General features: G+C 47.6%; 24 protein-coding genes. 11 read left to right on the top strand and 13 right to left on the bottom strand.

The features are described 5' to 3' along the window. Nucleotides 1-4: 4 nt before the first annotated feature. Both ACSAZK_RS08810 and ACSAZK_RS08805 read right to left on the bottom strand, forming a co-directional pair. Nucleotides 5-940 (bottom strand): UDP-N-acetylglucosamine 3-dehydrogenase, encoded by a 936-nt coding sequence (locus tag ACSAZK_RS08810; protein WP_082090447.1) that lies wholly within the window; start codon nucleotides 938-940, stop codon nucleotides 5-7. Nucleotides 941-1,041: 101 nt separating this feature from the next. Then, the gene (locus tag ACSAZK_RS08805; RefSeq protein ID WP_440956963.1) at nucleotides 1,042-2,124 is read right to left on the bottom strand and encodes a DegT/DnrJ/EryC1/StrS family aminotransferase; all 1,083 of its coding nucleotides are present in this window, start codon (nucleotides 2,122-2,124) and stop codon (nucleotides 1,042-1,044) included. Nucleotides 2,125-2,618: 494 nt separating this feature from the next. On the opposite strand from ACSAZK_RS08805, the gene ACSAZK_RS08800 reads away from it, so the two are divergent. Further along, nucleotides 2,619-4,205, top strand: a complete 1,587-nt coding sequence (locus ACSAZK_RS08800; RefSeq protein ID WP_440956962.1) for a glycosyltransferase family 2 protein — start codon at nucleotides 2,619-2,621, stop codon at nucleotides 4,203-4,205. A gap of 58 nt (nucleotides 4,206-4,263) precedes the next feature. Here the strand turns inward: ACSAZK_RS08800 and ACSAZK_RS08795 are convergent, their stop codons facing one another. The 3 genes from ACSAZK_RS08795 to ACSAZK_RS08785 form a co-directional block, all read right to left on the bottom strand. Then, nucleotides 4,264-4,788, bottom strand: a complete 525-nt coding sequence (locus ACSAZK_RS08795) for a metal-dependent hydrolase (RefSeq protein WP_440956961.1) — start codon at nucleotides 4,786-4,788, stop codon at nucleotides 4,264-4,266. Between the two features lie 186 nt (nucleotides 4,789-4,974). Continuing rightward, the gene (locus tag ACSAZK_RS08790; RefSeq protein WP_440956960.1) at nucleotides 4,975-5,511 is read right to left on the bottom strand and encodes a metal-dependent hydrolase; all 537 of its coding nucleotides are present in this window, start codon (nucleotides 5,509-5,511) and stop codon (nucleotides 4,975-4,977) included. A gap of 98 nt (nucleotides 5,512-5,609) precedes the next feature. Further along, nucleotides 5,610-6,314 carry a (5-formylfuran-3-yl)methyl phosphate synthase gene (locus ACSAZK_RS08785; protein ID WP_440956959.1) on the bottom strand — a complete coding sequence of 235 codons (705 nt, stop codon included), beginning with the start codon at nucleotides 6,312-6,314 and terminating at the stop codon, nucleotides 5,610-5,612. Nucleotides 6,315-6,504: 190 nt separating this feature from the next. On the opposite strand from ACSAZK_RS08785, the gene ACSAZK_RS08780 reads away from it, so the two are divergent. Both ACSAZK_RS08780 and ACSAZK_RS08775 read left to right on the top strand, forming a co-directional pair. Further along, a complete protein-coding gene (locus ACSAZK_RS08780; RefSeq protein WP_440956958.1) occupies nucleotides 6,505-7,227 on the top strand; it encodes a HisA/HisF-related TIM barrel protein in 723 nt (240 codons plus the stop codon). Between the two features lie 199 nt (nucleotides 7,228-7,426). Next, nucleotides 7,427-7,663 carry a hypothetical protein gene (locus tag ACSAZK_RS08775; protein ID WP_440956957.1) on the top strand — a complete coding sequence of 79 codons (237 nt, stop codon included), beginning with the start codon at nucleotides 7,427-7,429 and terminating at the stop codon, nucleotides 7,661-7,663. Between the two features lie 92 nt (nucleotides 7,664-7,755). Here ACSAZK_RS08775 and tmk read toward each other — a convergent pair whose 3' ends face one another. Then, entirely contained in the window at nucleotides 7,756-8,379 is a 624-nt protein-coding gene (gene tmk, locus ACSAZK_RS08770; RefSeq protein ID WP_440956956.1) for a dTMP kinase, read from the bottom strand. 460 nt (nucleotides 8,380-8,839) lie between these two features. Here tmk and ACSAZK_RS08765 point away from each other — a divergent pair, with 460 nt between their 5' ends. After that, nucleotides 8,840-9,517 carry a DUF166 domain-containing protein gene (locus ACSAZK_RS08765; RefSeq protein ID WP_440956955.1) on the top strand — a complete coding sequence of 226 codons (678 nt, stop codon included), beginning with the start codon at nucleotides 8,840-8,842 and terminating at the stop codon, nucleotides 9,515-9,517. A gap of 203 nt (nucleotides 9,518-9,720) precedes the next feature. Further along, a complete protein-coding gene (locus tag ACSAZK_RS08760; protein ID WP_440956954.1) occupies nucleotides 9,721-10,068 on the top strand; it encodes a DUF2111 domain-containing protein in 348 nt (115 codons plus the stop codon). A 147-nt stretch (nucleotides 10,069-10,215) separates the two neighbouring features. Here ACSAZK_RS08760 and ACSAZK_RS08755 read toward each other — a convergent pair whose 3' ends face one another. Both ACSAZK_RS08755 and ACSAZK_RS08750 read right to left on the bottom strand, forming a co-directional pair. Next, a complete protein-coding gene (locus tag ACSAZK_RS08755; RefSeq protein ID WP_440956953.1) occupies nucleotides 10,216-11,046 on the bottom strand; it encodes a F420-dependent methylenetetrahydromethanopterin dehydrogenase in 831 nt (276 codons plus the stop codon). Nucleotides 11,047-11,172: 126 nt separating this feature from the next. After that, complete coding sequence (locus ACSAZK_RS08750) at nucleotides 11,173-11,343, bottom strand: hypothetical protein (RefSeq protein WP_440956952.1); 171 nt, start codon at nucleotides 11,341-11,343, stop codon at nucleotides 11,173-11,175. Nucleotides 11,344-11,469: 126 nt separating this feature from the next. Between ACSAZK_RS08750 and serB the strand changes: the two genes are divergently transcribed. The 5 genes from serB to ACSAZK_RS08725 all read left to right on the top strand — a co-directional run bounded on the left by serB (nucleotide 11,470) and on the right by ACSAZK_RS08725 (nucleotide 15,243). Further along, nucleotides 11,470-12,162: a phosphoserine phosphatase SerB gene (serB, locus tag ACSAZK_RS08745; RefSeq protein WP_440956979.1), complete on the top strand. Its 693-nt coding sequence runs from the start codon at nucleotides 11,470-11,472 to the stop codon at nucleotides 12,160-12,162. Between the two features lie 49 nt (nucleotides 12,163-12,211). Beyond that, a complete protein-coding gene (locus ACSAZK_RS08740) occupies nucleotides 12,212-13,066 on the top strand; it encodes a coiled-coil protein (protein WP_440956951.1) in 855 nt (284 codons plus the stop codon). A 431-nt stretch (nucleotides 13,067-13,497) separates the two neighbouring features. Further along, nucleotides 13,498-14,175 (top strand): DUF2162 domain-containing protein, encoded by a 678-nt coding sequence (locus ACSAZK_RS08735; RefSeq protein WP_440956950.1) that lies wholly within the window; start codon nucleotides 13,498-13,500, stop codon nucleotides 14,173-14,175. Beyond that, nucleotides 14,172-14,948: a MotA/TolQ/ExbB proton channel family protein gene (locus ACSAZK_RS08730; protein WP_440956949.1), complete on the top strand. Its 777-nt coding sequence runs from the start codon at nucleotides 14,172-14,174 to the stop codon at nucleotides 14,946-14,948. Before ACSAZK_RS08735 ends, ACSAZK_RS08730 begins: the two co-directional genes overlap by 4 nt. Beyond that, entirely contained in the window at nucleotides 14,869-15,243 is a 375-nt protein-coding gene (locus ACSAZK_RS08725) for a DUF2149 domain-containing protein (protein ID WP_440956948.1), read from the top strand. Before ACSAZK_RS08730 ends, ACSAZK_RS08725 begins: the two co-directional genes overlap by 80 nt. 102 nt (nucleotides 15,244-15,345) lie before the next feature. Here the strand turns inward: ACSAZK_RS08725 and ACSAZK_RS08720 are convergent, their stop codons facing one another. From ACSAZK_RS08720 to tgtA, 4 genes are all read right to left on the bottom strand, one after another. Continuing rightward, on the bottom strand, nucleotides 15,346-16,485 hold the full coding sequence (locus tag ACSAZK_RS08720; RefSeq protein ID WP_440956947.1) for a radical SAM protein: 1,140 nt from the start codon (nucleotides 16,483-16,485) through the stop codon (nucleotides 15,346-15,348). 55 nt (nucleotides 16,486-16,540) lie between these two features. Then, nucleotides 16,541-17,698: an NAD(P)/FAD-dependent oxidoreductase gene (locus tag ACSAZK_RS08715; RefSeq protein ID WP_440956946.1), complete on the bottom strand. Its 1,158-nt coding sequence runs from the start codon at nucleotides 17,696-17,698 to the stop codon at nucleotides 16,541-16,543. A gap of 105 nt (nucleotides 17,699-17,803) precedes the next feature. Next, nucleotides 17,804-18,745, bottom strand: a complete 942-nt coding sequence (locus ACSAZK_RS08710) for a UbiA prenyltransferase family protein (RefSeq protein WP_440956945.1) — start codon at nucleotides 18,743-18,745, stop codon at nucleotides 17,804-17,806. A gap of 449 nt (nucleotides 18,746-19,194) precedes the next feature. After that, entirely contained in the window at nucleotides 19,195-20,667 is a 1,473-nt protein-coding gene (gene tgtA, locus ACSAZK_RS08705) for a tRNA guanosine(15) transglycosylase TgtA (protein ID WP_440956944.1), read from the bottom strand. 460 nt (nucleotides 20,668-21,127) lie between these two features. Here tgtA and ACSAZK_RS08700 point away from each other — a divergent pair, with 460 nt between their 5' ends. Continuing rightward, the gene (locus tag ACSAZK_RS08700) at nucleotides 21,128-21,535 is read left to right on the top strand and encodes a carboxymuconolactone decarboxylase family protein (RefSeq protein ID WP_440956943.1); all 408 of its coding nucleotides are present in this window, start codon (nucleotides 21,128-21,130) and stop codon (nucleotides 21,533-21,535) included. A gap of 117 nt (nucleotides 21,536-21,652) precedes the next feature. Here the strand turns inward: ACSAZK_RS08700 and ACSAZK_RS08695 are convergent, their stop codons facing one another. Beyond that, the gene (locus ACSAZK_RS08695; protein ID WP_440956942.1) at nucleotides 21,653-22,240 is read right to left on the bottom strand and encodes a pyruvate kinase alpha/beta domain-containing protein; all 588 of its coding nucleotides are present in this window, start codon (nucleotides 22,238-22,240) and stop codon (nucleotides 21,653-21,655) included. Nucleotides 22,241-22,590: the final 350 nt, after the last annotated feature.

The raw sequence follows: 22,590 nt of genomic DNA, 5'->3' as shown, positions 1-22,590 counted from the left end.
CTTTTCAAATTTCTATCATTTTTTCTTCTCTGTATGAGCGGATTGCGGCCATTGCCACTTCAAGGGCGTGTTTCCCTTCTTCTCCCGAAGGTTTCGGGCAGGTCCCCTCCCTGGCACAGTGGACGAAGTGGGATAGCTCATTTTTCAGGGGTTCGGCTTTTTCAACTCTGGCTTTCCGGATCCAGCCGTTGTCATGCATTTCCACGCTCTGCTCCAGGTAATCGAGATAAGCCACCCCTTTCAGCCCGACTGCCGTGAGTTTTCGTATCTTGTGCGGGGTGAGCCAGTTTGTTTCTACGAGCCCCGAGTACTCATGGTTCAGGCGCAGGTGGATGGAAGCGTGGTCCTCAAATGAATGGATATCCGAACCTGCCACGGCATAGACCTGGTTTACCTTCATCCCGTAGAGGTAGGAGATGATGTCAATGTCATGGACTCCTATATCCAGGATCACTCCCACGTCCCGGATCCTGGGGTTGTACGGCCCGACCCTGCGGGTTGAGACGGAAACAACTTTCCCGAGGGTCCCGGAGTCTATGAGCTCCTTTAATTTCTGGACCGCAGGGTTGAACCTCTCTATATGCCCCACCATCAGGTGCCTGTCGTATTCCTCTGCCGATTCGATCATGGAACTTGCGTTTTCAATGCTGTCAGCAATGGGCTTTTCCACAAGCACGTCCACCCCTGCCTGCAGTGCATCGAGGACTATAGGGTAGTGCAGGGTGGTAGGGGCTGCAATGCTTACCGCATCAAGCCCCAGCTTTTCAAACATTTTAGTATGGTTTGTAAAAGGTTTTGTTTCGTATCTGACTGCCAGTTCCCTTGCTCTGGAAGCGTTCGGGTCGGAAATCCCGAGCAGCTTTACGTCCTCCATCTCACTGTAGATCCGGACATGGTTTTCTCCCATGTACCCTGTTCCGATGACTCCTACGCGTATCAACGCTTTTTACCCCCCTAATTATTTTTTCTATTATGTGGGTTTCCCGCATATTTTAGCGGGCTTCCCTTAATATGAAAATCCGAATCCCCTAAATCCGGTTTTTAGTTATCGCTAAAGAAATTCCGGACTGCCTCTGAAATTTGTTTCAGGTCCTCTCCCGAAAGTCCCGGGTGTACGGGCAGGGAAAGTACTTCTTTTGCAGCTTTCTCAGCCTCGGGGATCATGTCCCTGTATCCCAGGTTTTCGTACAGGGGCTGGTCCGGAATTGTCCTTGGATAATGGACTCCCGTACCGATCCCTTCTTTTCCGAGGAAGTCTGCCAGCAGGTCCCTTTCTTTGACCGTGACCGTATACTGGTGGAATACGTGGGTGCACCCCTCCTTCACGGCCGGGGTCCTGACCCCTGCAAGCCCGGCAAGTTTCCCGGACAGGAATTCCGCGTTTTTCCGGCGGCGGGAGTTGAAGTTTTCCAGTTTCCCCAGCTGCACGATCCCGATTGCCGCGGCAATGTCTGTCATGCGCAGGTTATACCCTAACGTTTCGTGCAGGTACCTGATCTTTGAACCGTGCGCCCTTATCAGCTTTGCTTTTTCCGCAACTTCCCTCTCGCTGGTAGTGAGCATCCCTCCCTCTCCGGTGGTCATGTTTTTCGTGGGATAGAAGCTGAATGTCCCTGTCCCGAAACTCCCTACTTTCTTTCCCCGGTACTCCGCACCGTGCGCCTGGCAGGCATCTTCTATTACGGCAAGACCGTGGTCTTCCGCAAGTTCCAGGATTGCCTTCATCTCTGCAGGGTGACCGTAAAGGTGGACAGGCATAATTGCTTTTGTTTTCGGGCTTATTTTCTCCTGGATTTTTTCAGGATCAAGAGTGTATGTTTCGGTTTCGATGTCAGCGAATACCGGCTTTGCGCCCGTATACAGGATGGAGTTCCCACTTGCAACAAAGCTGAATGGTGTCGTGATGACTTCGTCCCCCTGTCCTATTCCGTGGGCGAGCAGGGCGCAGTGCAGGGCAGCTGTTCCGGAATTCACGGCAACGGCATGTTCACATCCGAGATAACCGGCAAAAGCCTCTTCAAATTCCTCAACTTTCGGACCCTGAGCCAGCATTCCTGAATACAGGACCGCCGACACTGCCTCTAACTCTTCCCCCCCGAGTTGAGGTTCTGCAATTCCTATCATTTTAAAATGTTTCCCCCTAATTGAATAAATATTCTTAGAATATAAGTTTTAGCCTTCCATGAATATTCTTTATATGTATTCTCTCTGTGTATCCCCGTATATTCTCAATATTCTCAATATTCTCTCTACGTATCTCTCTTCTATGCTCAAACTCTCTTTTTTAAATTGAAACTGGTTTATGTCCTATTTTTAAATTCCTTTCCTGTCCCCTTTTATGATAATCGAGCTTTTCCATGAAGGGATTTATATTCTGATGGCTGATACGTCTACTATTTTTTTCCCCACTTTTCAATGTATCGGGGATCGTATAATCGTTTTTCGACGTTCTGGGTGCTGAATTATCTCTCCTCTAAAAAACTTCGACCTGTATCTCTCTAACATTATAATATATTATATTTTATTTATATTTTATATGATAGCCTTTAATATTTTTGCATTTATACCTTAAAAGGGGGTTTAGTTTAGATGTACACTTATAAGGGGGTGAGCAGGGCTTGTCTGTAGCCCTTGCACTTGGTCTTTATTCTTTGATTTCCGAGCCTGTAAGCATAGTGTCTTCTCCGTCTCCGTTTTCTGAGAAGGCGCTCAGGCACGAACTTACGGTAGTGATCCCGGCATGTAACGAAGAATCTTCCATCGGAAGCAAGGTTTTGCTTGCGGCACATTATGCTGACCGGGTACTTGTGCTTGATAGGGGCTCTACTGACCGGACCATGGAAGTGGCGGCTCTGGGTGGGGCAAGTGTCCTTCCGCAGGCAGGGGGAGAAGAAGCGCTGCTGAAGGTCCTTTTCAAGGCATCTTTTGATTCGGAACTTGTGGTGCTCATTTATCCGGAATGTATGCAGGATATCGACCTGCTTTCTCATGTGCTCGATCCTTTGAGGAACGGAGGCTTTGAACTTTCGGTAGGTTCCTGGCCGTGCAGGTTTTCGCACGAGATGGAAAACGTCAGGCTTCTGAACGGGAAAAAAGCCTGCAGGGAAAAAGTAGGTTTCTTTGCCGTAACAGCCGCTTCGCTTCAAAAGCTCAACTCAGGCCCTGCACATCTGTCTTTGGGGTCCCTTATCTCCGCCGCTGAGGCGGAAAATATCAAAATAAATTACATGAGCTTTAATGCGGATCCGGTGTTCAGAAAGCTGGAAAGCTGCAGCATAGGGGTTGTTGTCCCTGCCTATAATGAAGAAAAGCTTATTGGGGAGACCCTGAGCGGAATTCCGGAATATGTGGACAGGATCTACTTGATTGATGACGGCAGCACGGACCGGACAGGGGAGATTGTGAAAAGCTTCAGGGACCCGAGGGTCCTGTACCTGCGCCACGATGAAAATAAAGGGGTAGGTGCAGGGATTATCGACGGGTATAAGCTGGCTTTGAAGGATGAAATGGATGTTGTGGCCGTTATGGCCGGGGACAACCAGATGGACCCCGCCGAACTGCCCCGACTGCTCTTTCCGATCCTTGAAGGGGAGACTGACTACACCAAGGGCAACAGGCTTCTTTCCGATAGTTTCAGGACCGGCATGAGCCCCTGGAGGTCTTTCGGGAACACGCTTCTCAGCTTGCTTACGAAGATCGGAAGCGGATACTGGCAGGTTACGGACCCTCAGAACGGGTACACGGCTATTTCCAGGCAGGCTCTTGAGGCCCTGGACCTTGACGCAGTATATCCTTATTACGGCTACTGCAATGACCTGTTGATCAAATTGAACGCTTTCGGGATGAGAGTCATGGACGTGGTGATTCCCGCCCGTTATGGCAGGGAGAAGTCCTCTATAAAATACAGCAGGTACGTCCTCAAGGTTTCACCAATGCTCTTTAAGGGTTTTCTCTGGAGGCTAAGGGTCAAGTACACGGTCCTGGACTTCCATCCGCTGGTCCTCTTCTACCTTGCCGGGATGATTGCCCTGCCTCTTGGTGTGCTCTTCGGATTCTGGGTCTTCCTGCAGGCGCTGCTGCAAACTCCGCTTCCTTCCTACTATGTCCTGCTGGACCTTTTCGTGCTGGGCATGGGTGTCCAGATGCTTCTCTTCGGAATGCTTTTTGACATGCAGGCTGAAAAAAAGAGGGCAGTAAATGTATGATTCAATAATTGTCGTATAGGCCGACAGTTATAGATATGTTCTTCTGACCCTTATTTTTTTACCACTTTTCAATTCTTTTTTTAATAGAGCTTACAATAAAGAAACTAATTATGATCATGCCCAGGAGTTCACTGATGAAACACGGGGATAATTCGGGCTCGAAGGATTTTTTGAACATTTCTATAAAGTATTCAAGGCCCGTATGGTCCGGGCAACCTCTCGGAAAGCTCCACCCAAAAAGCGGCCAAAAAAACGTTACAGGATTTGTCCACATCCTGTCTTCGAGCAGGTGGAAAAAAGAGCCTGCGGCACAGGCAAGAAGCCCGGGGTTTCTTTTCTTTTCATAAATGTAAAACCCTAAAAGGGCAAGAGACAGGCTAAATAATAAGGTATGGCCTATAATCCGGCCGTTTGCAAGGGTCTGGGCAAAGATTAATTTCCCCAGGGGTTTGTCGACGATGTCGGGAAGCATGGAGCCAAGGGCAAGGTACCTGAAATCAATAAATTTCCTGAGATGTGGAATCATGAATCCCAGTGAGAAAAAGATCCCCAAAGTAACCCCCAGATGACCAAAAAGAAGCATCCAAAAATTATAGGGTTTTCTACTTATATCTATATATTCTGCTTCTTTTTATTCGGTATGTGCCATTTCTTTATTCTTTTTATTCTGTAAATCCATTCTGTTTTTCCTGTATGTTTCTATTCTGTATTCCGCCTGCATTTTTTTCAATAGGCTCTTAAAACAAAAGACAAACCTTTTAGCTCATCCTTAATTCCCGGAAATTTTTGCCCTGGCATAATTGCCCGCAAACATTGCGGTGATGCAAAACCCGATGATCTCGGAGGTGAACACGCCTGTATAAGCCGGGTTGTATGCGTGGCTGAAGACCACTGTCAAATACTCAAAAAAATTGCCGTAAATCTGGTCTCTGGGAAAACTCCAGCCTGAAAACGGCCAGAAAAGGACTGCGGGGCTTTTCCAGAGCTGGTCTTCGAAAAGGTGGCAAAAGGATGCCCCTGCAAGGACAAGGAGTTTTGAGTCATCTGTCCTGCGGTAGAGGGTGTACCCTGCAAAGGCAAGCAGAATTCCGAAAAGCAGGGTGTGGGCAAAGATTCTTCCGCTCCCGATTGTTTCGGCAAGGACTATTCTGCCCAGGGGCTTGTCGATCATGTCCGGGAGAAGGGCTCCGAAGGCAACCCAGCGGTAATCTATCCGAAAGCTTTTTTCCGGACGCAAATGGTCCAGCAAATAAGTTACCGAATAAACTATCCCCAGGGTAATTCCTATGTGCCCGAAAATGAACATACTGTCTAAAAGAAATTAATGTTTAAAAGGCTGTTGTGCCGACCTGCCAGGTGACCTGCCGGCGCAAAACTTTTTGTTGTATGTAAAATTCGAATTTTTCAGGCCTGGCACTCGCTTACCAGTTTCTCAACAAGGTCCTGCTTGATGGCATTGCTCCTGTCTCCACCGCAGACCATTCCCCTGACTCCGATGATGTCGGGACCGATAGCTTCGAGCAAGGAAAGGTCTTCGAATTTCAGGGAGCCGGCGATTGCAACCTGAAGGCCGTTTTCATGGCCCAGTCCTACGAACTCTGTCAGCTTTTCTTCATCCATGAACTCAAAAGTGGATTTCCCGTCTTTTACTCCGGTGTCCACCATAACTACATCTGCTCCTGCTTCAGCGGCAACTGCCGGAAGGAGCATGGGAGAGATTGAGTTGATGCGTTCATAGTCCGAGTATCCGGAAGCTACAACTCTTTTCCTGGGGTCGTAATCCTTTACCGCCTTTACCACTCCAGTGAGCAGTTCAAGGGCTTGTTCTTCGGTCTGGATGTCATAGAGGCCGATTTTAATGTAATCTGCCCCGGCAACTGCTGCCCCGAGGGCTGTGAGGGCTGCAGTCCCGGGCTTGAAGTTGAAATCCCCTATGGCTGCGCTGATCGGTTGTTTGCCGTTCACGGCTTCTTTTACATCCCGAACTACCCAGGGGAAGTTGGCTCCAAGGGAGCCTTCTTTCGGATTTTTGATGTCTATGATATCTGCGCCACTTTTTGAGGTGATAATTGCCTCTTCCCGGTTGATAGGACTTACAAGTAGTTTCATAAATAAGCCTCTTTTTTATTGTGATATTTGAATCTCGGATAGTGAATATTATCCGTTTTATTTAATTTATTGGTTTTATCCAATATTATCCGTTTTATTTAATTTATTGGTTTTATACAATATTATCCGTTTTATACAATATATCCTATTTTTATATTTTTTTATAGGATGATGCAGCTATGGGATAAGTATGTTCCGCGTAATTTTTGTAATGGATATATTTAATCGTAACGTGGTCCTCGCAAAAGGTGGTATTCGGGAAAATTACCGCCCGGTTTCGGATAGTAGTGGAGTATGCAGCAGTCCGGACCCCGTAGAGATTGTCGAGGTTTTACAGCCCCTGGAAGTATACATCGCCGATCTCAATGTCCTGCAGGGAGGCAATAGGGACATCAATTCGGAAATTATCCGGGCCGTGAGTTCAAAGGCCGAAACGATGCTGGATTTCGGAGTTTCCTCTCCGAATGACGTGGGAAAAGCCCTCTCTATTGCAAACACGGCGGTCATAGGCACGGAAACAGGGACATTTGCCGCAATCCGGGAAACCGCTTCCCTATATCCGGGCAGGATAAGTGTCAGTATTGATATCAAACATGGCAAAGTCCTTAAACAGGACCCTGGGATCCCTTCCGACCCCTTTGAAATCGTGGAAGCCCTGGACGGGTTGCCCCTGAAAGACCTGATTCTCCTTGACATGGACCGGGTAGGGACAGCTTCCGGGTTTGACCCCGCTTTCCTCAAGGAACTTGCGCTTCGTTCAAAGCACGATGTCTTGCTTGGAGGCGGAGTTCGGAGCATGGAGGACCTTTACACCCTTGGAAAAATAGGAGTTAAGGGTGCCCTGGTGGCGACTGCCGTCCACAACGGCTCGATCCCCCTGGAATGGTTGAAGAGCGGGCCGGAAATTGAGTAAACATTGAGCAGGGGCATTGAATAAAGAAATTGGATAAGGACTTTGAGTGGGGATATTGTACATACTTTGAGAAATAATATCAGGTAAAGACATTTTGTACAGACATTGTACAGACATTTTCAGGGATATTGAGTAACTTTATATGCGATTATCGGGTTTCAAATTTAAGTAAAAATTTGTAGTTTATGAGGTTTGCAACATGTCAGAAGAAAACATTCCTGAGGAAAGTGGTGGAGAAGGTTACACGGAAATCAAGATGGGGGGTGGATGGTACCTTACCATTTCCCTGGCCCACAGCGAACGCTTCGGGAAAGAATATGTCGAACTTGCAAAGGAACGCAGCGGTACGAAAAGATCCAGGTTCAACCTTAACCCCAACCATGTCCGGATGCTCGGGGAAGCCCTGATCAAATTTGCGGACGATAACGAGTTGTAACTCTGGATGTGAGTTATTTTTTTAATGCTGTCCATCTATTCCAAATCTTTTTTATTTTTATTTCCATTCATTTTCCCGGAATTCAGGGCCTTTTATTTTTGCTCATTTCCCAGGAACCCAAGGATTTTTTCAACAACTTCCTTTTCAACGGCTTCCTGAGGCCGGTTGGCATCGATCACAAGAAACCTTTCCGGTTCTTCTGCTGCAAGCCTGAAAAAGTTCTCCTGCACGCCTCGCAAAAACTCGATTTTTTCGAATTTGGTCTGTTCTCCCCGTTTTCCACAGCGTTCAACTGCTGTATCGGGTTCGATATCGAAGAGGAAGGTCAGGTCCGGGACGACAGTCCATCCCCTGTGGAGACCCCGAACCCATTTCATGGGCTCTTTGATTCGGTTTTTCAGGGTCATGCCCTGATAGGCGTAGCGGCTATCGGAGTAGCGGTCTGAAATTACGGTTTTCCCACTTCCCAGAGCGGGTTTTACCAGCTTTGCCAGGTGCTCGGCATGGTCGGCGGTAAAGAGAAATAGTTCTGCAAGCTGGTCGGTTTCCGAGAGGATTGCCTGCTCCACGGCAGTCCCGGTAAGGGTTCCTCTTGTGGGCTCCCGGGTAAAGACAGGGTCAAGAGCCTGAATTTCCGGGTTTTCCTGAAGTCTTTTTACAACCGTGCTTTTTCCTGAACCGTCAATGCCTTCAAGAGTGATCAGTTTGCCTCTCATACGGACCGCCGTTTTCTTTTTTCCTTCTCTTTTGCAGAATTTTTATTAATTCGGTTTTTACTGAAACGTATTTCCCCTATATATAATCTATATGTAAGGGATTTTTCCGGAAGGATATATTTCTGTTTGCCGATTAATATTTTTAGGTTCTTGTTTTTAGGTTTTTGTTTTTAGGTTCTTGTTTTTAGGTTTTTGTTTTTAGGTTCTTGTTTTTAGGTTCTTGTTTTTAGGTTCTTGTTTTTAGGTTCTTGTTTTTAGGTTTTTGTTTTTAGGTTTTTGTTTTTAGGTTTTTGTTTTTAGGTTCTTGTTTTTAGGTTCTTGTTTTTAGGTTCTTGTTTTTAGGTTCTTGTTTTTAGGTTCTTGTTTTTAGGTTCTTGTTTTTAGGTTCTTGTTTCCCAATTCCTGTCGCCCTAACTAAAATAAGTACCTATATATACAATATCAAAAATAATCTACAGTAATGACAGTAATCGGAGTTATCACGCGGGGCAAGTATGGAAACCGACTGATCGAGACTATCCGGAAGCACAGTGGCTTTTCGGTAGTATCTACTGATCTGCCGGAGTTCCTGCCTGTTTTTATCGAGGAGCCTGATGAATTTCTAGAAAATCTGGATTTTGACCTGAGTGTCTTTTCCGCAGAGATAGTTGTTACCTATTCCCTGCATCCTGACCTTAGCTCTGCGATCGCCCGACTTGCGGCAGAGGGCGGGGTCCGCGCTCTCATCATTCCCGGGGGTCCTTCAAGGGCGTCTATTCCCGAGCTTGAACAGATCTCCGAGAAATCCGGGATGAGCATTGAAGTTGACGAGATATGCTGTACTCTTGAGGAAAATCCAGCTAATGCCCCCTTTGCGAAAATTTTCGGCGTCCCCGTTCTCAAAGTAAAAACAAGGGATGGCAAAATATCAAAGGTCGAGGTCCTGAAAGGAGCTCCCTGCGGAAGCACCTGGCACATGGCAGAGGAGCTTGTAGGCGTGCCTGTAAAAGATGCCCCTCCGAAAGCAGGCCTTATTGTCCAGCAATACCCTTGCCGGGCTATCCGGGGCGAAATGGGCGGAATTCACGAGTCAGCAGAGCTGCATAAGCAGGCGCTCATAAAAGCACTCGAAGCCGAAGCGCTGGAAAATGAGGAGTGACTATATATTCTTTGAAAAAATATCTTATATATAGGGTTGGGTTTCGGGGTTCAGCTTTTTATTTTCCTGCTGAAATATCTCCGGCCTTTTAAATTCAGAACTGTTAAATTCAGAATTGTTATATCCAATGCTGTTAAAATACTTTCGGAGGTGAGAATATTACTTCCTTATCGATATCCGAAGATTCGGGGCCTGATGACCTCGTGACAATAGCATGTGCGGTACATTCTCTGTTGGGTCTCCCCACCACTATCCGAAGCCTCAAGCGAAAGGGGCTGCGAATTGAAAAGGGAAAAGTCCTTGACAGGGAATACTCCGGGCCCATACTTGAAGAGGTACTCAGGACCAACAAAGTTATGCACGAGGTCCCGAGGGATGGCATGTACAGGGGTAAGCATGTGGTTGTGGCACCTATCCGTTCGAAGGACGGAAAGGCGATTGCAGCGATCGGAATTGTGGACTTGCTGGCTACCCTTGATCTTTCCGACGTTTTCAAGGGATACCCTGATGTGCTAGAAGAAGTCGAAGAAGCAAGAAAGCTGATGAAGTAAACAGGGCTCGGGAGATTTCCTGATAGAGAAGCAAAAAAAGATATGTATTATTGGAGGGATATGTCCCCTGCTTTTTTTCAGGGGCAGTTCCTTTTGGTTCCTCCAATTTATATTCTGGGCTCAGGACCGGAAACGCTGTTTTCCGGTTTACTGGGGTTTTTCATATAATTTTGTTTTTGTCAGCAGGGTGCCATCCTTTGCGTGAGGCTGCCTGAAGACTGTGTCGTTGGATTTTTCAATTTCTCTTGCCTGAGTTGCCAGGACTGCAGCGGCTCCCATGATTTCGTGGCCTGTTGCGGTTGCAAGGCACACCTGTTCAATGTCCTTTAACATGAAGCAGGCAGGGAAGTTGACCTGTGCGACTTTTTCAGCCATGTGCAGGGCAGCAAGGGCCTTTGCTTTTGCATAGGGGTTTGCAAACCCTCCGTGTTCCACACATTTTTCGGGTTTTGCGAAGATGTGGGGGAGTTCCAGATCCTTTCCGGACTTGCCGGCGTTCACCTGGTCGGCTACCTTATCAAATTCTTCCTGGATGAGTCTCACAACGCCGCAAAGGGAAAGCACTTTCATTGCATCTGCATTGAAGGATGCCATCTCCACGGGGTCGAGGAATTCCCTCTTTGCTCCGATAAGGGGGTCTACCGGGAGGATGATGTATCCGAAACCTTCGTCTTCGAGGGCCTGGCGGGCGTCTTTCTTTGTCGGACCGTCAGAAACCACGATGCAGGGCTTGTCTTTCCAGAGCTCGCGAGCTGCAGTCGGGCCGGGGGCGGCAGCATTCGGGCTGATGATAATCACAAAGTCTGCATCCCACTGCTTGAAGCTCTCGGTGTATGCGGCATCGTCGGGGCCCATCTTAGCGCCTGTCCCGCAAACGCGGACGGTGATTCCCTCTCGAGCGGCAATTTCATCCTGAATAAGGTTGATAACCTGGCTCATTCCCAGGTTTCCCATTTTTATGAATCCTATGTTGACCATTTTTACAGAGTCCTGTGTTGACCTTTTTTATTCAAATATTGGAATTCCCAAAGGGTTTATAATCCTTTTGGCAATATTATCTACTCATTGAACATATTTTATAATTATTCCTTATATTTATAATGATTATTCAACACATTCCCCCCATCCTCCGAAAAGCTTAAAAGGGATGTGATTTATTTCAGTCAAAAACGTTGACATCAATGCTGTTGTTTTGTGGTTTTGTTTTTCTACGAAACCCACATTATAATTTGAAAAAACTTTTCCATTGGTGGGCTTAAATGTCAGGGCAAGCATATTACATGAATCTGCGGGGGGTACCTTTAATTTTGGTGCGCCGGGCAGAATGCCCTTTTTCGGGAAATTATCCCGGTACAATATCTATAACATTCGGGTCCAGGTTTTGATTGAGTGAACTGTCCTATGTATAATTCCACTGAAAATAAACTAATTGTTTTTGATATGGATAGCACCCTTATCGACGCTGAGACCATCGATGAGCTCGCCAGGGCTGCAGGTGTTGTAAGCAAGGTGGAGGAGATTACGAAGAGAGCGATGAGCGGAGACCTTGATTTTGGACAGGCGCTTTTCGAGAGGGTTAGCCTCCTCAAAGGCCTATCTCTGGAAACTGCACAGGCTGCTGTGGACCAGATCCCCTTTATGCCGGGTGCAGTGGAAATGATCAGGTATGTTAAGGAACTGGGTTACAAAACCGCAATGGTTTCCGGCGGATTTACAATCTCTGCTGATAAAGTTGGCAAAGCGCTTGATATTGATTTCGTGGTTTCCAACGAATTGCTCGTGAAAGACGGCTATTTCACCGGAGAGGTTATCGGCCCCCTGACTGAAGGTAATTCCAAGGCGAAAGTGCTTGAGGAATTGGCCCGCAGAAATGGGGTCTGGCCCGAACAGTGTGTAGTCGTCGGGGACGGCGCGAATGATGCCTGCGTCTTTGAACGGGCAGGTTTTTCAATAGCTTTCAATCCTAAACCAATCCTGAGGGAATATGCGGATGTGGTCATTACAAAAAAAGACCTCACAGCATTGATCCCTGTCCTTGGATCTCTTTCTCATTTATTTCATAATCAGGCACAGCATGTCGACATCGAACAGTAGAACTTTTAAAATGCCAGCTTTTTTGCTGGACCGGGAGGCACAATAAGAGATGCTTAAAGAATTGCAGAAAAAAAGAACCGATTTAAAGGCTATTTCTGAAGAATCCAAAGAAAAGAGGAATGCCTTAAATGCGGAAGCCAGTACTCTTGCAGCTAAGAGGAATGAGCTGAACAAGAAGACCAAGGATCTCATTAATGAAGCTCAGGAACTCAAAGATTCCAGGGATGAGATCAACGAAAAAGTCAGCGAATACAAGAATAAGCGTGACGAGACCAATGCTAAGGCAAACGAACTGTTTGCAAAGGCCGACTCTATTCGAAAGCAGAATAATATGGGTGGTCCCTCTATCAAAGCGCTCAGGAAGGATATTGACAGGCTTGAGTTTGCCCAGCAGACCGAAGTGCTGAGCACAAGCAAAGAGAGGGAACTCGTTGGCAAGATCACTCAGCTCCAGAAGCAGTACCATGTTAAGAAGGTTCAGCTCGAGAACAACGTTGAACTGAAGGACATCCTTGATGAAGCTCAGCAAATCCGGGACGAAGCTTCGGAGTACCACAAGGAACTGGCAGAGTATGCAAAGCAGGCTCAGGAATTCCATGAGAAGATGATTGCCGCCTTCAAGGAAGCTGACAGGACCAGGGCAGAGTCGGATATCGCTCACAAGGATTTCGTTAAAGCCCAGGAAGCAGCTGACGAGCAGCACAAGATTTTCATCAATGCCCAGAAAGAAATTCGGGAAATTGATAAGGAAGTTTTCAAGCTTAAGAAGAAGGACAAGGACGGCAAAGGTCGCCCGGCAAAGGCTGAACTTCAGAAAGATGCTAAGGACATCTTTGAAAAATTCAAGGGTGGAGCCAAGCTTACCACTGAAGACCTCATGACTCTCCAGAGATCTGGCCTTTAATTACAGATTACGGAAAAGATTCACATCGCCTAAAGATCTTTAATTTCCGTTGTGTGCAGGTTATTCTTTTAACCTGTACTTCCTTTTTCCTGTTGAATTCGCAGGGTTTAGCTCTGGGTTTTGGTTTTTTTCTCGTTTTTTCTCGTTTTTTCTCGTTTTTTCTCGTTTTTCTCCTGTTCTGCCTCTTTCTCCTCTCTGTGTTTCTCCTGTTCTGCCTCTTTCTCTTCTCCGTGTTTTTTCCTGTTCTGCCTCTTTCTCTTCTCCGTGTTTTTTCCTGTTCTGCCTTTTTCTCCTCTCAGACTTTATTACTTGTTTTTAAGATTATTGTCAATATCATTGATATTTATACTTACTATGTGGTATAAATTTGTAATTGATTAAACTAATCATCTATAAATATCTTAATTGGTATTACTTCTATTTGATTGCTTATGAATTCAACGGTGTTAACAGTTATCGGCATCTTAATCGCGATTTTTATCTTTGGGATTAAAATCGGACTTGGATGCGGCTTTTCAAATGCAGGACCTCGAAAAATAATTGCGGTTGCAGGCAGTTATTTCCTGCTCTCTGTGCTTGTGGGTAGCGTTGTGGGAAATTTCAGCATGGAAAGTTTTGAAAACATTTCCGGTCTTGGGCTGGGGGTCCATGTCCTGCTTTCTCTGCTCCTCATCGGAACTGGGATATATACCCAGAAGAAGTGGAACGCAGGGAGGGATGTTTCAGGGCACACTTTCCTTGTCCTTTCCATGCCCTGCCCGGTTTGCCTTGCAGCCCTGGCTTTCTGCTGTATGCTCCTTGCAGCCAGCCTTGAGCTCAGCGGGCTGAAAATCGGGCTACTTGTGGGGACTGCTTTTTGTATCTCGGTCTTGGTTTCTTCTTTCGGGTTCAAAAGGCTCGGGAAAACCCCCGAGAGTCTGGGAAGCGTGATGTTGCTCCTTGGTATCTACTACCTGCTCGGAGCCATGATCATCCCGGCTTACATGAAAACAAAACAGCTAAACCTGGTGGCTCTCTCGGGAGACGGGGCGGGGGTCGTTCCCCTTTCTTTTTCCGCAATGGTGATTCTGGGCGGGTTCTTGCTGGGAAATGTGAGGTCTAATCAATGAGTATAGCAGGTCCCCTTTTCAGCATAATGTATACTTTTTCGTCAGCTTTGCTCTATCCGGTGATAATAGTCCTGCTCCTGCTGGTCCTTTCTTCTCTGGGCCTTATAGGGGAATTTTTGTCGGAGTATTCAAAAAGGCACAGGGATTCTCGGAAACTGGAAGAAGACTGCATGCAGCTCCGAAGCACGGTGAAAAATTCGAGGTTTCTGGACGCTTCAAATACCCTCCGGGAAAGCAGGCAGAACCGGATGGTTGCTTCCTTTTCCAGGGATGCTGCACTCTGTCTTGAGCAAAAGCGGTTTTATGCGATCGAAAAACTTGCAGCTGAATATGAGATAAGGATGTCCAGGCAGCTCGAAAAGACAAAAATCCTGGCTACCATTTCACCCATGTTGGGGCTAATGGGTACCCTTATCCCTCTCGGCCCTGCCCTTATCGGCCTCTCACAGGGAGACATTGCCACCCTTGCAAACAACCTGATGATTGCCTTTGCTACTACCGTTGTCGGGCTGTTTGCCGGGAGCGTCGGGTATGTCCTGACCCAGGTCAGGAGGCGCTGGTACTGGGAGGACATGTCAGACATTGATTACATTCTGGATGCCCTGGAAGAGAGCTTCAAGGAACCCTCAGAGGATGGAAGAAGAATCGAGCAAAACGGGCCAACCCCGTCCCTTACTGCGGAGGAAGAAATACATGAGAAAAAGCAGACGTTACAGGCGAACCGGGCTCCTGCAGGATCCGGAAGACCAGAACCCGTTGACGGGAGTTGCTAACCTTTTCGATGTGGCGATGGTTTTTTCCGTTGCCCTCCTGGTTGCCCTGGTTATGTCCTACCACCTTCCCGAGCTCCTGGACCCTGATGAGGACATCACAATCGTAAAAAACCCCGGAGCCCAGGACATGAAAATCATCATCAAGGACAAAGGCCAGCCCATTGAAGTCCTGAACATGACTGACAACATAGGCGGGGGTAGCGGAGAAGCCCTTGGAACAGCATACAGGCTTGCCGACGGCAGGGTGATCTATGTCCCGGAAAGCGAAGAAAAGGGGAATGAAACCTCCGGATGACAATTTTTATGACAATTTTATGACAACCTTTCCTGCTAAACCGGTCAGGGTTTCATTCTGGCCGGTTTTTTGCCCACTTTCTTTCCTGCATCGGTCTTTTCTTCATTCCGATATCTTCAGGTACTTCTCCCTGAATTCCGGGTTTCTCATGAGGCAGGAATCAGCGTTGTAAACAGGGTCTTCCCGGATCTTTTTCCAGACGTCTTTTATTTTATCGGTATGGATGTTTCCGTAAGGAAGCGGGATGCAGGCGCAGGGCAGGATGTTGCCTTCGGGGGTGATGTGCAGCCATTTCCGGCCGGCTGAGCAGCCCGTGGTACGCATTATCTGGGGGATGGGGAAAACTCTGGGGCCTTCTTTTTCCCTTGCCCTGGCAACGAAAGCGTCAAATTTTTTAAGGTCTGCCGGGGTCAGGATTTCGGATGCGTGTTCCATCCAGCGGCCCGTGGGGACAATTTCGTAAAAAGAGAGTTCATGGGCGCCGAGTTCGGCGGCAAGGGCGTAGAGTTCGTCAAGTTCGTCCACGTTTTCCCTGGAAAGGACCAGGTAGATGTTGACCAGCAGCCCGGCTTCGAGCCCGTTTTTGACCGCGTTGACGGCACTTTTGAAGACTCCTTCCCTGCCCCTTATGTAATCGTGCTTTTCCTCGAAGGGGCTGTCAAAGCTGACGGTCAGGGAATAAAGTCCCGCTTCTTTCAGGCTCCTTGCCTTTTCCGGGGTCATCCCGACCCCGGAAGTGAACATGCCGGTGATTGCTTTTTCCGGGTCTACATAGCTGATCAGGTCTTCGAGACCCTGGTAGGTCAGGGGTTCTCCCCCGTCGAAGATTATGAAGGTGCTGCCTATCTCAAGCATCTGGTCGATGGCATCCTTCACGGTTTCGGAAGAAAGCTTTGCCCGGTTTTTCGTATCCGGAAGGGCGCAGTGGATGCAGTTGTTCGGGCAGTCCTCGGTAATGGAGATCGTGACCTGGTCCGGAATCATCTTCCCCAGCATGGCGGAGAGCTGGCTTTTTACCAGCCTGTCAAAACCGGGGCCCGGGATCGGGGGCATCCAGGTGGAATAGATCAGCTGTTTCTTCCCTACTTTTGCGGGCTTTTCCCCATCAAAGATAGCGAAGTTTCCTGCCATCACTCTTTTCATAATCGGGGAGGCGACTCCGCTGGTTTTCATCCGGACCCTGCCCTGTTCGACTTCGGCGTAGACCCTGAAGAGGGGGTTTTTGTAAAAATCATACTGCATGTTTTTTCGATCCCTTATTTTAAGCCCGTAAATTCTTCGTAAATTCTTCGTAAATTCATTTGTTCCTGAGAAATGCCCTGTACTTGAGCATTGCCGTGGGTTTCTTTTTAAGCATGAACATGAAGACCTGCATGGCCTGCTCAAAGGCGCTTCCGTGGATGAAGGAGAGATCTTCTTTTTCAAAGACTTTGACCATCTCGTCGATTTCCCTGTCCGTCATCTTTCGCAGGGTCTCAAGGGCAATCCTGCCCAGGTAGTGTTCGGTCCTGTATTCTTTTTCCCAGGCCTTCCGGTATTCCGAGAGGGCGTTTTTTGAAACGTCGCCTTTTTTAATGGCATCTGCCGCCACGTCTCCGCAGATCTGGCCTGAACGCATGGCATAGCCTATCCCTGACTGTCCGGCGGCGCCTCCCACGACCATGACCCCGTCTGTGATATACTCGTTCGGGATGGTTACGATAGGGTCTCCGCCGGAGAGTTTTCTCACGACTTCAAGCTCCTCGATTCCCTTGAGCTTTTTGAAGCGCTCTACCCAGGCGTTCAGGTAGGGGGTGGCGTCTTTTCCGCACCTGCGCACATAAGCTCCGATTGCGGCATTGTCCCCTCCGCGGGGGGAGTACGTGGTCTTCCAGCCGGGAGCGTGGTTTCCCACGTAGTACTCGAACATGTCCGGTTTCCCCAGGCCCGGAGCCATTACGTCCAGTTCAATGCCCCAGGCGATGTCTTCGGGGTGTCTCATGGTTTTCAGGCCGAGGAGAGAAGCCATTTTCGAGTTGATCCCGTCGGAGATGATCACAAGCTTTGACCTGAAGACTCCCTCAGATGTACTTATTGCAAATTCTTCACGGTCTTTCAGGATGTTGTAGGCTTCGATACCTGTGCGCAGGTCTACCCCGGTACCCGTAACCTTCTTTGCGTAAAAACGGTCGAATTTCGTCTTGTCAATGGCATATCCGGGGGTTTCAACAACCACCCTGCGTCCCGAGGGGGCAATGATCTGCATGCCTTTCAGGTAATGGTCCACGTAGGACGGGTCCACCTTCTCGCCGCACCTGTCCAACATCCCCTTGAAAAAAGAGTTTGCAGGATGAGGGGGATGCCCGAGTTCTTCCTTTTTTTCCAGCAAAAGGACATCTGCGCCCTTCTCGCAGGCGTTTCGGGCAGCCATCAGCCCTGCAGGGGATGCCCCGATTACGATGATATCAGCGTCCATTTTTTTATCCTCTCTTCTCCTCTATTTTAGCCTATTTACCTCTCCCTGCCTACTTGTTACTCTCCTTGCTCTACCTTGCCTATTTTCCTTTCCTGCTCTGCCTTCTTACCAGAGAATAGATGTGTAAGCTTCAAGGTAGATGCACAGCACCACGTCCAGGATCATGGACCCGAACATGACGGCCCTGTAGTTCGACCCGTTTAAAAAGAGGCTTCCTCCTCTTTCCGGAGTTGGGTGCCTGATAAAGTCAAAGCACTGGGCAAGCATCCAGAGCCCTGAAGCCAGGGCGCCTGCAAAGTACACGGGGCCGAGTCCTGCAGACCAGCCGATGATTACCGATGCGATAACTCCTACGATCCACCAGAATGTAACAAACCTGGCGGTAAAGGGGATGCCGTAAGTCACGGGCATGGTGGGTGCGCCTTTGAGTCTGTCGCCTTCTACGTCCCGGGCAACTCCGCCAAGAGTAAAGGCCCAGTCAGTAACGCACATCATTAGCCCGAAGCAGATCCCGGCAAGGGGCAGGATCACCCCGTCGCTGCCTTTCAGGATTCCTGCAGGGTCAAAAGCCAGCCAGACACCCACAGGCACAAGCCCGTAAGAGATGCCCACAGGCACGAAGCTGAGGAAAGTACTCCGTTTTGCGAAAATTGAGTAGACGGTGATTGTGCCGGCTGCGATCAGGAGGACCAGGAGGGATTCCGGGTTCAGGTATGTGGCCGCAGCTCCCGCAATTACTAAAAGAAAGATGGCGTACGTAAGCGCCGTTTTCTTCGAGACCGTCGAAGAGGGCAGGGGACGGTCGGGAAGGTTAATGGTATCGATGTCAACGTCGCAGCAGTCGTTGAAAACGTATGAACTGGTGATGGCTGCAAAGCCTCCGATAACCGCAATAATGAAAGGGCTGAGTTCCGGAAGCCCTCCGCTTGCCAGGTAGGACGCCAGGATGGCGCTTGAGGCAGGGAGGGTCAGGTCCATGTAGTAGAGTTCGGGTCTCAGCAGCTGGAGATAGGGGCTGAGTTCTCCGATTCTTGCTGTGAGGGACAATGTTTTCACCTGTGTTTTTTTTATTTTGGGGGTTTCGTGGTCATTTTCCAGGGCTGTTTTAGTTTTTTTAAGTTTTTTATTTTTTTTAAGTGTTTATTAAGTGTTTATTAAGTATTTATTAAGTGTTTATTAAGTATTTATTAAGTGTTTATTAAGTGTTTATTAAGTGTTTATTAAGTGTTTATTAAGTGTTTATTAAGTGTTTATTAAGTGTTTATTAAGTGTTTATTAAGTGTTTATTAAGTGTTTATTAAGTGTTTATTAAGTGTTTATTAAGTGTTTATTAAGTGTTTATTAAATGTTTATTAAGTGTTTATTAAGTATTTATTAAGTGTTTATTAAGTGTTTATTAAGTGTTTATTAAGTGTTTATTAAGTGTTTTTTTGGGTTAGTTAAAAGTGTTTGATTTTAGTCCTATAAACATGCGTATGTCAAAAAAGTTTTCTTTTTCATCCTTTTTTCCATTCGTCTCTGTACACAAGTTCCGCCCTTTTCCGGATTTTTTCGAGGAGTGGGTGGTCGAACTCCGGTTCGCAGATGAAGGTAAATTTTGCTTCAGGGTTCAGGTCTATTAGTTTGAGGGTATTTGAGAGAGCTGTGCTCAGGGCTTCGTAATCCGGGATTTTTGGGACCTCAGCGCTGAAGGGGTATACCTCTTCCATTTCCACGGGGTATGCTCCAAAGGGGGGTTTGAAAATAAGGATCTGGCTGTATTCCTTTTCACCCTTCACGGGCCTTGTGCGGATAAGCGCCGGACCTTCGATGCTGAAGCGTTCCAGCCTCTTTCCGAAACGCAGGACTTCGGGACGGGACGCGGATTCGGGTCCGCAGTAGAAAAAGGTTCCTTTGCTTGCAGGGTCAAACTTTTCGAGCCAGGTGGAATGAGTATAGAGTCTTTTCAGCCCGTCAAGCAGTTTCGGATGGGCGCGGCAGCGCTTTTCCACAAGTTCCAGGAGTTTTCCTTCCTTTATGGACTGCTTGATCAGCCTGATTTCCTCAAAGGTCGCATAGAGGTTGTGCTTTCCCAGGAGTTCCTGGCTGTTTTTTGCTTTTTTCAGCTCTTCTGCCGTGTATTTCGAGCAGATTGGGCAGGAACAGGGTAGGTAGTTAAGTTTGTCCAGGTGGTAGGTCCCGTTTGCAGTGATATAGCGGCCGTCCTTTGCGTAGAGGGCGTAGGCTGCCGAGTCAAAAAGGTCGCATCCGAGGGCCACGGCTAGAGCGAACATCATAGGGTGCCCTGCCCCGAAGAGGTGGACCGGGGCAACCGGGGAGAGGCCCTTTTTCGAGGCTGCAATCACGTCCACGAGTTCTGCGTAGCGGTAGGTCTCCATAAGTGGAACCACGGCTCCCAGGGGGTAGACTCCGAAATCGAGTTCTTTCAGGTGGGAAGCGGCTTTTTCCCTTAGGTCGGGGTAGGTCGAGCCCTGGACCGGGCCTGCAAGAAGCTGTTCGCCCTGTATGAGTTTCCTGGCGGCTTCCAGGCGTTCGGCGGTAATTGCAAGTTCTTCTTCGGCCCGCCTCCTGGGGACGTCGGGAGGCGTTGGGATGTCCAGGGGGACGATAATATCACTCCCGATTTTCTGCTGGAATCCCAGGATCTCCTCGTTAGTGACTTCTACTGAGCCGTAGATGGAAAGCTGGAATGACCCCGAATCGGTCATAATGGGCCCGTCAAAGCCCAAAAGCCCGTGCAGCCCTTTTTCAAGGGCTACGTTTCGCAGTTCTTCTTTCCGGTAGATAATATAGGAATTGGTGATAAGGATCTCTGCCCCGAAGCTTCTCATCTCCTCCGGGGGGATAAGCTGGATGTTCGGATTGATCACAGGCATGACGGTTGGAGTCTCCACTATCCCGTGCGGGGTTTTGAGTTTCCCTATCCTGCCGCCTGCGTCCTTGTCGAGTATTTCAAATATCGATGACATGCCGGGGGAATAAATATCTCTCAGCTATATTTAACTTTGGGGACGGAAAAAAGGAATGTCTTTAGGGAGCAGGTAGGCGGGAATTTTGACAGGGATTTTTACGGAGCTGTTGCAGGGTTTTTTTACAGGATTTTTTTGCAGGTTTTTTGCGATTTTTTGCAGGTTTTCTTTCAAGTTTTTTCCAATTGTTTTTTCGAGGTTTTTTGCAGGGTTTTTTGTACTTCTTTCAAGGCTTTTTTTCTTTTATCCGATCGACTTGAATAGGCTGTTTTCTTCCGGGGATACGGGACATTCTGTCACTTCTGTATAGTTTTGTGCTATCTATCCACAACCATTATATATCTCGATAATCAAGGGTTGTAGTGATAGAAACTTGCAGATCAATAAGCTGCATATCGGAATGACAGGCCAGAAATTTACAGGTCTGAACGATACAGATCAGAATGATACAGGTGAAAATATGACTGAAGATCCGAAAAAATTGTTATTCGACTTTACAGAAGGCCTCGGAGAATTTGCTTCCGAAACCGAAGTTCAGGGAAAACAGGCTCTAGCTTTTATGGGCATGGTCGGGGCAAGTTTTGAAGACTCGGTCCTGGACTTTAAGACCAAGGAACTGATCGCTATCGGGATTGCTCTCTACCACCGCTGTCCCTACTGCATCTCCCTCCATGCCTTTAACGCCCTTTATGCAGGGGCCACAAAAGAGGAGATCATGCAGGCTTCCATGGTTGCGGTTGCCTTTGGTGGCGGGCCCTCGATGTCCTTTTCAGTAACCCTTTTGAAAAAGGCGGTTGAGACCTTCCAGAGTGAATCCTTTACCGAAGAAGACCGGGCGGAAATCCTCAAAAGGCTCGGGATGGCCTGAATATTCCATCCCTGTTATCCTGCATTGTTGAAATCTTTCAACTTTTGCAAATCTTCTTTAATCTTTTTTTAATTTTTTTAATTTTTTTTTAAACATCTTTGAACTTTTACGGGCCGCTTAATCTTCCTTTGCCCGCGGCATGGCAATGATTTCCCTTACCTGCATGGAGAAAAAGTCGTTACTGTGAGCAGGCCTGAGCACAAGGGCTACGTCCGCACCCCAGCGCGTACCTCCGATGGCAATGATTTCCGTGTCTTCAGAGACCGGGATCTGCCCTGAGTCTGCTGCCATGATTGCGACTTCGACCGCTACCTTGAAACCTTTCCCGAAGAGGGCCCGCAGGGTGTCGGAAATAACTTCTATCCTGGAATAGCCTCCGAACTTCTTGGTTATTGAGCGTTCGATCCCTGAAAACATGTGGGACTGGGTGGTGATAACGGCTCCGAGCTCCTCAAGTTTCTGTTTGTATTCCTCTTCCACTTCCCACTCGCCTTTTTCTTTTTGCCCGTACTGGTGACTGATTCCTATTATTTTTATTCCGCTGTCTTTCACGGCTTCAGCCATCTTGAGGGCGGTCTTTCCGCTGGTGCTTGCAACCACTATGTGTGTGATCCCAAGTTCTGAGGCTCTTTTTGCCGCAGCCCCTACAACGGCATCAGTGTTTGTTTCCCCTACGCTTTCCAGATAAAGAATCGGTTTTTCCATGTGCGGCTCTCCTTTGAATTTTTAAGGTTAATTCATTTCCATTTAGAGGTTAATTCATTTCCATTTAGAGGTTAATTCATTTCCATTTAGAGGTTTTTTATGAACTCATCCCCTCTTTTTTCTTTTGCGGATTATTTTTCTTCCGTATGGATAACCTGAATTATTACAGATTTTTACTCATATTTTATTACATATTTTATTGCAGGTTTCGCCCTCGTTTTTCCTGAACCTGCTGGATTCTGCTTATCAATTATTCACTTGATACTAATTATAAACTGGCTATTGATTTTATCTAAGTATCTGATGAATTATTTTAAGTTATCTTAATAAAAGATATATATCAGGAGATT

It is taken from the genome of Methanosarcina sediminis, from assembly GCF_052056915.1.
Taxonomy (GTDB): domain Archaea; phylum Halobacteriota; class Methanosarcinia; order Methanosarcinales; family Methanosarcinaceae; genus MTP4.
Note: the sequence above shows the minus strand (reverse complement) of the source record. Positions and strands in the feature narration are given on the sequence as shown.